Consider the following 11532-nt stretch of genomic DNA (forward strand, 5'->3'; position numbering starts at 1 on the left):
CCGCCGAAAGCCTTGATCGCACGCTGATACCCTGGCTTGAACAGCGGGACCCAGAGATGCTTTGCGCTTCACTGCCGGGAGTTTCCGCCATGTTCGAATGTCTTGTTCAGCAGGTTTCCTCAAAGGACTCACTGGCATTTTTCTCCCGGCGAGACGCCCATGGCGCCAGCGCAGGGCTGTATATAACGGCAGACCTGAAACCACACGCTCAGCAATATGTGATCAAGCCCAGCATGCAGGTCAGCGCCATTCGCCGGCGCGGCGGGCATCTTGAGTGCATCAAGGTCCGCTGGGGCTGGTCGCCTGTCTGGTCCATGGGGACGATGGCGCCGCTGACTCACCTGCCCCTGCACCTGGTGATGCGCTCCAAGGTCTTTGATCGGATCAAACGTGAAGGACGGGTCCTGGTCGCGGTAGACGGTTGGTACGAATCGTCCGAGCAGACGATGGCGCCCCCGGCCCAACGCTTGCGCTATACGACGACCCGACAGCCGACTCCGATCTTCCTCGCCGCCCTGGCCCAGGCCAGCGAAACCCCCAACGGCTGCGATGGACTGACTCTGGTGACCTATGGCGAAATCGCCAGCAAACAGCAACGTCTCCTGGCGTTCACCGGTGAGGAGGCACTCCAGTGGTTGCAGCCAGACCTGGATTGGGAACGGGCGCAACATATCGCAGCGAATGCCGCGGTTGCCGAATCACCACTCGAACACGTGCCGGCCACCTCGCCGAAGGCCCAGGCCGGTGGCTGACCGGTTGGCCCGCAACAAGGGATCAAGGAACTCGAGAAAGCTCGGTGATGGGCGGTAAACTGGCGCACGGTCACCTTGATGCGGTGCCCCCTCACCTTTTTTCGAACCAGGGATTTCCATGGCAAACCAAGACATCACGTTTACACCTGACCCGGATCCGGACTCCATTTCCTCCGACGTCGCCGGCTTCGGCGGCCTGCTGGTATCGACCCAGATCCCGACCCGCGCCGACGGCAGCCTGGAGCTGGGGGATATCACCCTGCAAAGCGAGTGCACGTTGCAGGCGCTCAAGACCGCGCTGGAACGCGCCGGCAGTTCCATGGACCGGGTCTTGCACCTGACCATCTACCTCACCGACATGGCCGATCGCGCTGCTTTCAATGAGGTGTACCAGCGCTTCTTCGCCAAGCCATGGCCGGTTCGTGCAGCGGTGGGCGTCGCGGCGCTGGCGGTTGAGGGGATGCGCGTGGAAGTGACGGCGATGGCGGCGAAGGGCTGAACGCCCCCCTTTTTGTAGCCTTGTGAGCGGTTTTGTGGCGAGGGAGCTTGCTCCCGCTGGGTGGCGAAGCAGCCCCAAGATTGTGTGCCAAAGCAAAGAACTTGGGCCTGCTGCGCAGTCCAGCGGGAGCAAGCTCCCTCGCCACGAAGCATCCCGCACATGTCCCAAATGCGCGATTGCCACGCAAATCGTCATTTACGCACCTAGCCCGGCCCACACGGCGAGGCTAAAGTGCGCCGTGTTTCCCCTCTCACGGCGTACTTATGAATCTCTGGTTCCGACTGTTGTTGATGTTGTTCCGTCGTCCCTGGCGCAAGCCAACGGATCCCCTGGGCACCACCGTGGTGCGCATGCGGGTGTGGCCACTGGACCTGGACCTCAACCGCCATGTCACCAACGGGCGGTATTTCACCCTGGCCGACGTGGGCCGCATGGATTACGTGCTGCGCAGCGGTGCTTATAAAGTGGCGCTACGCAATCGGGCGGTGCCGATCGTGGGGGATGTCTGGGGCAAGTTCCGGCGGGAGTTGAAGCTGTTCGAGGCCTTCGAAGTGCACACCCGAATGCTCGGTTGGGACGACAAATGGACCTTCATGGAACACCGCTTCATGAGCCAGGGGCGCGTGGCCGGGGTCGTGATCATGCGGGGCCTGTTCCGCTCGGCCAAGGGCACCCTTGCACCGGGGGAATTCATCCGCGAGCTGGGCCTGGCCGAACAGTCGCCGGCCATGCCCGATTGGCTTACCGACTGGTCACAAAGCTGCGATGGCTTGAGCCTTGAGCTTCGCCAGGAGGAAGGTGGGCACCCACGCTAGCCAGCACACCACTTACCCTGTGGCGAGGGAGCTTGCTCCCGCTGGACTGCGAAGCAGGCCCAAGTTCTTTGTTTGAGCACAAATTCTTGGGGCGGCTTCGCCACCCAGCGGGAGCAAGCTTCCTCGCCACAGGGCATTGCTGATCCCCCATTGCTGCGCCAATCCCCGCCTATACTTCTCTGCCAATCCCCCCGGGGGCCTGCACTTCCAACAATAAAAAGCAGAGGTGGAACATGGTCTGGCAACAAGTCTACGATCCCTTCGGTAACGCGGTGCTGTCGACGCTCCTGGCGGCGGTTCCGGTGGTGGTGATGCTGGCGTCCCTGGCGTTCTTTCATATCAAGGCGCACCTGGCGGCGTTGCTGGCCCTGGCCTCGGCCTTGCTGATCGCGATTTTCGCCTTCGGCATGCCCGCCAATATGGCCGGTTCGGCGGCGCTGTATGGCGCGGCCAACGGCTTGCTGCCCATCGGCTGGATCGTGCTCAACATCATTTTCCTGCACCGATTGACCACCGAGAACGGCTCGTTCAAGGTCTTGCAGGATTCCCTGGCGCGCATCACCGACGACCGGCGTCTGCAGTTGCTGCTGATCGCCTTTTGCTTTGGCGCGTTCTTCGAAGGCGCGGCCGGCTTCGGTACGCCGGTGGCGGTGACCGGTGCGATCCTGATCGGGCTGGGCTTTTCGCCCCTGGCCGCCTCGGGCCTGGCATTGATCGCCAACACCGCGCCAGTGGCGTTCGGTGCCCTGGGCACGCCGATCATCACCCTCGCCAAGGTCACCGGGTTGGATGAGATGGAGCTGTCGATGATGGTCGGTCGGCAGTTGCCGTTTTTCTCGGTGATCGTGCCGTTCTGGTTGATCTGGGCCTTTGCCGGGTGGCGCAAGATGTTGGAGATCTGGCCGGCAATCCTGGTGGCTGGCGTCAGCTTCGCCATCCCGCAATTCCTGGTGTCCAACTACCACGGGCCGATGCTGGTGGATGTCATCGCCGCGCTGATTTCCATGGCCTGCCTCACGGGCTTCCTCAAGGTCTGGAAACCGGCCACGGTGCACACCTCCGCTGCGCTGTCGGGGCGGGTCGACAATTCGAAAATCGATGCCAGCGAGGATAAAACACCCGTCGCCAGCGCAGCATTTGCCAGTGACACCCGCCCCGCCGTGCTAAGGGCCTGGATGCCGTGGATCATCCTCACGGTGTTCGTGTTCGCCTGGGGTACCCAGGGTTTCAAGAACCTGTTCGATACCCGCCCGGCCATCGATCCGCAGACCCAATCGGCGCGACTCGATCCCCAGGGTAAGCCCATGCGCGAGGCGAACCCGATCTTCTCTCCCTTGGTGACCTTCGGAACCATCCATCAGCAGATCGAAAAAGTCCCGCCCGTGGTGCCCCAGCCGAAAACCGAGGAAGCGATCTACAAATTCAACTGGTTCACCTCCACCGGCAGCGGCATCTTCCTGGCGGCGATTCTCGGTGGTTTGCTGATGGGCTATTCCATTCCGCAACTGGTGCACCATTACCTGCGAACGCTCTGGGTGGTGCGCTATTCGCTGATCACCATCGTGGCGATGCTGGCCCTGGGGTTTCTCACGCGTTATTCGGGGCTGGACGCCACCATGGGCCTGGCCTTCGCCGCCACAGGTATTTTCTATCCGATGTTCGGCACCCTGCTGGGTTGGCTCGGCGTGGCGCTGACCGGCTCGGACACCGCGTCCAACGTGCTATTCGGTGGCTTGCAACGAGTGACGGCGGAGCAGCTGGGGATCAGCCCGGTGCTGATGGCTGCGGCGAACAGTTCGGGTGGGGTCATGGGCAAGATGGTCGATGCCCAGTCGATCGTGGTCGCCTCCACCGCGACCCGCTGGTACGGCCATGAAGGGGAGATTTTGCGCTACGTGTTCTTCCACTCGGTGGTGCTGGCGATCCTGGTGGGCGGGCTGGTGACGTTGCAGGCGTATGTGGCGCCGTTCAGTCATATGGTGGTGGGAGGACGTTGATCGAGTGCGCATGAATGGCTTTTGTGGCGAGGGAGCTTGCTCCCGCTCGATTGCGCAGCAATCGCAAGATCAGGACTGCTTCGCAGTCCAACGGGAGCAAGCTCCCTCGCCACAGGCAAAAGCCTTACAACAGGTCAGCTCACTGACCTTTAAAGCACGGTTTACTGAACGTTCTTCAGTTTGACCACATCACCGGACACCGAGGTGGTGTAGCCGGTCAGGACCCAGGCCCAGAACCAGTTTTCCTGGACTTGGGTATTGATCATGGCGTCGCCGCCCTTGGCCTTGATCGCCGCGGTCTGCGCACGGACGAAACGGTTGTTCTGGCGGATCGGGATCACGCCAAACAGCAGCAGGCCGGTGGCCTTCGCTTCACTGTGACCGACGACGGTGTATTGGCTGCTGTCGTATTGCTGGGTCTTCATCGGGGTGCCGGTGCAACCCGCCAGGGCCAGGCCGAACAGTGCGCAGGCGACAACTTTACTGATGTGATTCATTGAGTACTCCATGAGAAAACGCCCGGGATCCATCTCTCGGGCGGCGCGTACTCTAACCGATCAGAATCAAATTGACATTACCCGGCGGCTCCCTGGGAGGCGCCACGCAGAGCCATTCGTCAGATGCCTCTGCAGCGAAACGGGACCTCGTCGATAACATGAACACTGTGCCACAGAAGGTAATCTTGCCCATTCCGGCTGATGCGTAATGGCCGGTTCTGTTGGAGCATTTGATCATGATCGACCTGACTATCTGGAACATTACCCTCCCCGTACAGACCCCGGCGCAGGTCGTGGCGACGAAGGCCATGCCGACCCTGCGAAACAAGTATTTCGACCGCACCGGTCAACGCATCATTTTCTGGGCGCCGGTGAACGGCTCCCATACCGGCAAAAGCGATTACCCGCGCTCCGAACTGCGGGAAACCACCAAGGACGGCAAGCTGCGCAACTGGCGCTACAACAGCGGCGTCAACACCCTCAAGGGCACTTTGGCGGTAAACCAGGTGCCTTCCGAAGGCCGTGTGGTGGTGGCGCAGATCCACGCCAAGGATGCCCCCACGCCCCTGTTGAAACTGGTGTACCGCTACGCCAAGGGTACCGGCAACATCGACGTGGAATACCGGGTCAAGCCCAAGGACAAGAAGAGCCCGGTGCTCTTCAGTGTGCCGAACATGGCGCTGAACAAAGCCTTCAACTACTCCCTGCAAATGGACAAACAGGGCAAGCTCACGGTGCTGATCAACAATGCCGGCAAGCAGGTGAAGCTGGATCCGTCCTGGTACGGCTACAACTTCTATTTCAAGGCCGGCGTCTACACCCTGGATAACGTTGGGTATTCCACCGAAGGCGGGAAAGTGACCTACACCAAGCTGGACGTCAGCCATAAATGACTGACGCCCAGCCCATCGGCTCTGCGTCAGGCCTTTGAAGGCGCGACGACCGCCTGGCGGCCGTTGAAGGTAAACAGGAAGCAGACCAGCACCACCAACGCGAAACCGGCCGGGAACAGCCAGATGCTTTTCCAGTCATGGCCGCCGGCCACGGCAAAGTGATCAGTCACCTGCCCCGCCACCCAGAACCCAATCAGCATGCCCACCCCATAAGTTGCCAAGGTGATCAGCCCCTGGGCCGAGCTGCGCAGGTGCTTCGGCGCCTTGGCATCGGTGTAGATCTGCCCCGAGACAAAAAAGAAGTCGTAGCAGATGCCGTGCAGGGCAATGCCAGTGAACAGCATGAATGCCAGGTCGCCGTTATTGCCGTAGGCGAACAACAAGTAGCGCAATGCCCACGCCAGCATGCCTACCAACAGTGCCAGCTTGATCCCGAAGCGCTGGATGAACAGCGGCAGCAGCAGCATGAACAGCACCTCGGAGACTTGCCCGATGGCCATCTTCGCCGTGGGGTTGGTCATGCCGGTCTCGGCCAGGAACGGGTTGGCATTCTGGTAGTAGAACGCCAAGGGAATGCAGATCAGGATCGAGGCGATGAAGAACACCAGGTAGCTGCGGTCCTTCAACAGCCCCAAGGCGTCCAGCCCCAGCAATTGCTTGATGCCGCCGTCGCTCGCCGGGTCTTTGAGCGGGGCGGTGTTTGGCAGTGTGAAGCTGTAGAGTCCCAGGACCAAAGACGCGATGGCCGCCATCAGGAAGGTATTGCGCAAACCACCGGCCGAGATCGCTTCGCGCGAATCCCAGGCAAACACAAAGCTGATCACCACGCCCGCAACGATCCAGCCGACGGTGCCCCACACCCGGATGCGGGAAAACTCCAGCGCCGGGTCGCGCATCTGCCGGAACGCCACGGAATTGACCAGGGCCAGGGTCGGCATGTAGACCACCATGTACGCCAGCACGTACGGGTAGAACACGCTGAAATCAGGCGCCGAATACAGCTGGTACAGCAACACCGCGCCCAGCAGGTGCAGGACCGCCAGGATGCGCTCGGCATTGAAATAGCGATCGGCGATCAGGCCGATCACGAATGGCGCGATGATCGCGCCCCACGACTGCGTGGAAAACGCCATGCCGACCTGCCCGCCGCTGGCACCCAGCGTGCTGGAGAGGAAGGTACCAAGGGTGACGAACCAGCCACCCCAGATGAAGAACTGCAGGAACATCATCACGCTCAAGCGTGCATTCATTGTGGTCATGACCGTCACCGTTTTTATTTGTTGTTGTTCTTGTGGGGCAGCTAAAGAACTAAGGCCTTGCACAGCTGTTGTGGCGAGGGAGCTTGCTCCCGCTGGACTGCGAAGCAGGCCCAAGTTCTTTGTTCCAGCACAAATTCTTGGGGGCTACTTCGTAGCCCAGCGGGGATAAACCTCTCACCACAGTGTTGGATCGATTACCTTGATAGGCCCAACAGCCGTCGATTGGAGTCTTCATCGGCCGTCACCCCGGCAAAATCATCGAACGCCTTGCGGGTCTTGCTGATCATGTGCCGCTGGATAAACGCCGCCCCTTCTGCGGCGCCTTGCTGCGAATCCTTCAGGCAGCACTCCCATTCCAGAACCGCCCAGCCGCTGAAGTCGTATTGAGTCAGTTTGCTGAAGATCGATTTGAAATCGATCTGGCCATCGCCCAGCGAGCGGAACCGGCCGGGACGATCCACCCAGCCCTGGTAACCGCCGTACACGCCAGAACGGGCATCGGGGCGGAACTCGGCGTCCTTGACGTGGAACATGCGGATGCGCTCGTGATAACGGTCGATGAAGCCCAGGTAATCCATCTGTTGCAGCAGCAAATGGCTGGGATCGTAGAGAATCGCGGCTCGCGGATGATGATCGACCGCTTTCAGGAAGCGCTCGAACGAGGCGCCGTCGTGGAGGTCTTCGCCGGGGTGGATTTCGTAGCACAGGTCCACACCGGCCGCATCGAAGGCGTCCAGGATCGGCAACCAGCGCCGGGCCAGTTCAGCGAAACCTTGCTCTACCAAACCAGCCGGGCGCTGTGGCCATGGGTACAGGTACGGCCACAACAGCGCACCGGAAAACGTCGCGTGGGCCTTGAGGCCCAGGCGTTGGCTGGCGCGTGCGGCAAGCTTCAATTGCTCGATCGCCCACGCCGTCCGTGTCTCGGGCTGGCCACGCAAATGGGCCGGGGCGAAGTCGTCGAACAGCGCGTCGAATGCCGGGTGCACCGCCACCAACTGGCCTTGCAGGTGCGTCGACAACTCGCTGATCTCGACACCGAACTGCGCACAAGTGGCCTTGAGTTCGTCGCAGTAGTCCTGGCTCTCGGCGGCCCGGGCCAGGTCGATGTACTGCGTGCCCGAGGTCGGCAATTGCACAGCCTTGTAGCCTTGCGACGCGGCCCACCGGGCGATGTTGGCCAGGGTGTCGAACGGCGCTTCGGCGGACATGAACTGCGCCAGGAAAATACCCGGGCCGCGCAGGCCTGCGGGTGCTTCGAGAGGGGAAGTCATAGGGTTCTCCGGATTCATAGGGTGCAGGCCAGAGCGGTCCATTTGGCCTCGCCACGATGATTGGCAACGGCCGCCTCGATGAACGCCATGCCCCGCAAACCGACTTCGATGCCGGGTACGCCGGGGGCTTCGTGGCCACGGACATTACCGCGAATGGCGCGGGCGAAATCGCCGTAGAGATTGGCCATGGCCTCCAGATAGCCTTCGGGATGTCCGGCCGGCAGGCGCATGCGCTGGTTGGCAGCCTCGCACAACCAGGGCTGGCCGACACCGGAGCGCAGGATGCGCAGGGGTTGGTCGAGGGCGCGATGGATCAGGCTTGCCGGCTCTTCCTGGCGCCACTCCAGCGCGCCCTTGTCGCCATAGACGCGGATCTTCAGCGGATTCTCTTCACCGGCGCAGACTTGGCTGGCAATCAACACGCCACTGGCACCAGCGGTCATTTGGAGCAGCATCGACACATCATCGTCCAACTGCCGACCCTGGATGTGGGTGCCCAACGTCGCGCAGATCCGCTCCACAGATTGGTCAGCAACGAACTCCGCCAGGGAAAACGCGTGGGTGCCGATGTCGCCAATACAGCCGCCCAGCCCCGACTGTTGCGGGTCGTCGCGCCAGCCGGCCTGCTTGTTGCCCTGCCCGGCGATGTCCTGGCTGAGCCAGCCTTGAGGGTATTCCACCAGCACTTTGCGCACCGCGCCGATCACACCCGAGCGCACCATGTCCCGGGCCTGCCAGACCATGGGATAACCCAGGTACGTGTGGGCCAGGCCGTAGAGCCGGTCGCTGCTTTCAAGCACTTCCTTTAAGGCGAGCAATTCATTCAAGTTCAGCGCCGCGGGCTTTTCGCTGAACACATGGAAACCGGCCTTCAGCGCCTGGCTGGCGATGGGTGCGTGCAGGTGATTGGGGGTGACGATGACCAACAGCTCCATACGCCGGTCCGCCGGCAGCGCCGCTTCGGTGTCCAGCATGTGTTGCCAGCCGCTGTAGCAGCGGGACGCGGGCAGGCCCAGGGCCGCGCCGGTTTGCTGATTGTTCTGTCCATCACGGCTGAACGCGCCGCACACCAGCTCGAAACCGCCGTCCAGGCCAGCGGCCTGGCGATGGGCCTGGCCGATGAAAGCGCCCTCTCCTCCGCCGACAAAGCCGATTCTTATTTTCGGTGCTACAGGATTCATCGCGATTCTCTTCTGTGGCCGCTGACGATGTAACCGGTTACATCATGGCGGAAATCTAGGCTCAGTTTTCCGTCGTGTCAAACCCCACGCGTCATGAATGGGCGTTTGTGAGGCGCGCAACCTGCGGTAAGCTCCCCCTCCGTGCCGACATTCCTGGCGCCGAATCGAGGTGATCTTGTCCAATATCCGTGAAGTGGCCCGGTTGGCCGGTGTGTCGGTGGCCACGGTGTCCAGAACGCTGAAATCCCCCGAGCGGGTGCTTCCCGAAACGCGGGACAAGGTCAATGCAGCGGTGGAACAGGCCGGCTATCGACCGAACCTGATGGCCGTGCAGTTTCGCTCCCGCCGGACCGGTAACCTGGTGATCCTGGTGCCGACCATCGCCAATACTTTTTTTGCCCGGGTCATCAGTGGTGCCCAGCAGGCGGCGCAGGCGGCGGGCTACCGATTACTGTTGTGCGACACCCAGGGCCGGGCGCAAATCGAACGGGAGTTCGCCGCCCTGGTCTACGCCCACCAGGCCGACGGGGTGATCCAGTTGCGGGCCAGCGACCCGTTCGAGTCGCTTCCCCTGGGCGTCGATTCCCTGCCGCTGGTCAACGCTTGCGAAGTGGTCAAAAACGCCCCCTACCCGACCATCAGCCTCGATAACCGGGCCGCCGCCCAGGCCGTGACCCAGCATCTGATTGACCTCGGTCACCGCCGGATCGGCATCATCAAGGGACCTCGCAGCAGCCCGCTGACCCTGGACCGTGTAGCCGGTTATCAGCAAGCCCTGCAGCAGGCCGGCATCGCGGCCGACCCCAACCTGATCTGCCATGGCGACTTCACATTGAAGGCCGGTTATGAGGGGGCTGGCACCATGCTGGAGCGGGCCGATCGCCCCAGCGCGCTGTTCTGTGAAAACGATGAAATGGCCATCGGCGCGCTCAAGCGCATCAAGCAAATGGGCCTGCGGGTGCCCGAGGATATTTCCCTGGTGGGTTTTGACGACATTCCTTTCGCCGCCTATTGCGACCCACCCCTGACCACCATTTCGCAACCTGCCGAAGCGTTTGGCCAAAAAGCGGTGGAAATGTTGATCGCCCTGATCGAGAAGAAGCCGATTGCCCAACGGCATGTGTTGCTGCCCTTTGAGTTGACGGTGCGTGGCAGCACGGCCCCCTCGGCATAACCAGGAACCCGTGGCGAGGGAGCTTGCTCCCGCTGGGCTGCGAAGCGGCCCCTGCTTTGCCAGTCATCACACCGTAGGGGATGCTGGCGCATCCAGCGGGAGCAAGCTCCCTCGCCACAAAACGCCTTTGCGGTGCCTCGACTCGCCATCATCCCCGTTTGAACTACAGTGGAAGGACTCTGCATAAAGCCATAACAAGACGGAGAGTTCCCATGCGAGTCGACAAGCGCTTTACCCTTCTGGCCGCCGCGGCGGCCTTGGTGGTCACAACCGCGGCCCAGGCGGCCCCGGTGTATATCAACATCCTGACCGGAGGCACCAGCGGCGTTTATTACCCGATAGGGGTCGGGTTGTCGCAGATCTACAGCAGCGGGATCAAGGATGCCAAGACGTCGGTACAGGCCACCAAGGCCTCGGTGGAAAACCTGAACCTGTTGCAGGCTGGACGCGGGGAACTGGCGTTGGCCTTGGGCGACTCCGTGGCCGACGCCAAGAACGGCGTGGAAGATGCCGGTTTCAAGGCTCCCTTGACCAAACTGCGCGCCATCGCCGGGGCCTACCCCAATTACATCCAGATCGTCGCCAGCCAAGAGTCCGGGATCAAGACATTGGCCGACCTCAAGGGCAAGACCGTGTCGGTTGGCGCAGCGAAATCCGGCACCGAACTCAATGCCCGGGCGATCTTCAAAGCGGCGGGACTGACCTATCAGGACATGAAGGTACAGTACCTGCCGTTCGCCGAATCAGTGGACCTGATCAAGAACCGGCAACTGGACGCAACGCTTCAGTCCTCCGGCCTGGGGATGGCCGCCATTCGTGACCTGGCCTCGACCATGGCGTTGAGCTATGTGGCGGTTCCCAGCGATGTCGTGGAGAAAATCGGCAACCCGGCCTACCAGAGCGCGATGATTCCGGCCAACACCTACGACGGGCAAACCGATGCCGTACCGACGGTGGCCATCACCAACATTCTGGTCACCCGCGAGGATGTGCCGGATGAGGTGGCCTACCAGATGACCAAGCTGATCTTCGATAACCTCAATCGCCTGGGTACCTCCCATTCAGCGGCCAAGGACATAACGCTGAAAAACGCCGCGAAAAACCTGCCAATCGCACTCCACCCCGGTGCCGAGCGCTACTACAAGGAAGTGGGCGCGCTGTAGCCTCTCACGCATCAGCGGTGCTGGTCGC

The 11532-nt window shown here is 61.7% G+C and carries 11 protein-coding genes; 7 read left to right on the forward strand and 4 right to left on the reverse strand.

Annotated features, from left to right (window positions below; translation table 11 throughout):
- Positions 1–89 precede the first annotated feature (89 nt).
- The 4 genes from QNH97_RS17050 to QNH97_RS17065 all read left to right on the forward strand — a co-directional run bounded on the left by QNH97_RS17050 (position 90) and on the right by QNH97_RS17065 (position 4063).
- Positions 90–752, forward strand: a complete 663-nt coding sequence (locus QNH97_RS17050; protein WP_283553063.1) for an SOS response-associated peptidase family protein — start codon at positions 90–92, stop codon at positions 750–752.
- Between the two features lie 118 nt (positions 753–870).
- On the forward strand, positions 871–1251 hold the full coding sequence (locus QNH97_RS17055) for a RidA family protein (protein WP_283553064.1): 381 nt from the start codon (positions 871–873) through the stop codon (positions 1249–1251).
- A gap of 263 nt (positions 1252–1514) precedes the next feature.
- Positions 1515–2066: a thioesterase family protein gene (locus QNH97_RS17060; RefSeq protein WP_283553065.1), complete on the forward strand. Its 552-nt coding sequence runs from the start codon at positions 1515–1517 to the stop codon at positions 2064–2066.
- Positions 2067–2299: 233 nt separating this feature from the next.
- Positions 2300–4063 carry an L-lactate permease gene (locus QNH97_RS17065; RefSeq protein ID WP_283553066.1) on the forward strand — a complete coding sequence of 588 codons (1764 nt, stop codon included), beginning with the start codon at positions 2300–2302 and terminating at the stop codon, positions 4061–4063.
- Between the two features lie 161 nt (positions 4064–4224).
- Here the strand turns inward: QNH97_RS17065 and QNH97_RS17070 are convergent, their stop codons facing one another.
- Positions 4225–4560: a hypothetical protein gene (locus tag QNH97_RS17070; RefSeq protein WP_283553067.1), complete on the reverse strand. Its 336-nt coding sequence runs from the start codon at positions 4558–4560 to the stop codon at positions 4225–4227.
- Positions 4561–4796: 236 nt separating this feature from the next.
- Between QNH97_RS17070 and QNH97_RS17075 the strand changes: the two genes are divergently transcribed.
- On the forward strand, positions 4797–5453 hold the full coding sequence (locus QNH97_RS17075) for a polysaccharide lyase family 7 protein (protein ID WP_283553068.1): 657 nt from the start codon (positions 4797–4799) through the stop codon (positions 5451–5453).
- A 26-nt stretch (positions 5454–5479) separates the two neighbouring features.
- Here the strand turns inward: QNH97_RS17075 and QNH97_RS17080 are convergent, their stop codons facing one another.
- The 3 genes from QNH97_RS17080 to QNH97_RS17090 form a co-directional block, all read right to left on the reverse strand.
- Positions 5480–6712: a nucleoside permease gene (locus tag QNH97_RS17080; protein ID WP_283553069.1), complete on the reverse strand. Its 1233-nt coding sequence runs from the start codon at positions 6710–6712 to the stop codon at positions 5480–5482.
- 194 nt (positions 6713–6906) lie between these two features.
- Entirely contained in the window at positions 6907–8004 is a 1098-nt protein-coding gene (locus QNH97_RS17085) for a sugar phosphate isomerase/epimerase family protein (protein ID WP_283557499.1), read from the reverse strand.
- Positions 8001–9167, reverse strand: a complete 1167-nt coding sequence (locus QNH97_RS17090; RefSeq protein ID WP_283553070.1) for a Gfo/Idh/MocA family protein — start codon at positions 9165–9167, stop codon at positions 8001–8003. The genes QNH97_RS17085 and QNH97_RS17090 overlap by 4 nt, the downstream gene beginning before the upstream one ends.
- Positions 9168–9342: 175 nt before the next feature.
- Here QNH97_RS17090 and QNH97_RS17095 point away from each other — a divergent pair, with 175 nt between their 5' ends.
- Both QNH97_RS17095 and QNH97_RS17100 read left to right on the forward strand, forming a co-directional pair.
- Positions 9343–10341 carry a LacI family DNA-binding transcriptional regulator gene (locus QNH97_RS17095; RefSeq protein ID WP_283553071.1) on the forward strand — a complete coding sequence of 333 codons (999 nt, stop codon included), beginning with the start codon at positions 9343–9345 and terminating at the stop codon, positions 10339–10341.
- Positions 10342–10553: 212 nt separating this feature from the next.
- Positions 10554–11504: a TAXI family TRAP transporter solute-binding subunit gene (locus tag QNH97_RS17100; RefSeq protein ID WP_283553072.1), complete on the forward strand. Its 951-nt coding sequence runs from the start codon at positions 10554–10556 to the stop codon at positions 11502–11504.
- Positions 11505–11532: the final 28 nt, after the last annotated feature.

It is taken from the genome of Pseudomonas sp. G2-4 (genome assembly GCF_030064125.1).
Taxonomy (GTDB): domain Bacteria; phylum Pseudomonadota; class Gammaproteobacteria; order Pseudomonadales; family Pseudomonadaceae; genus Aquipseudomonas.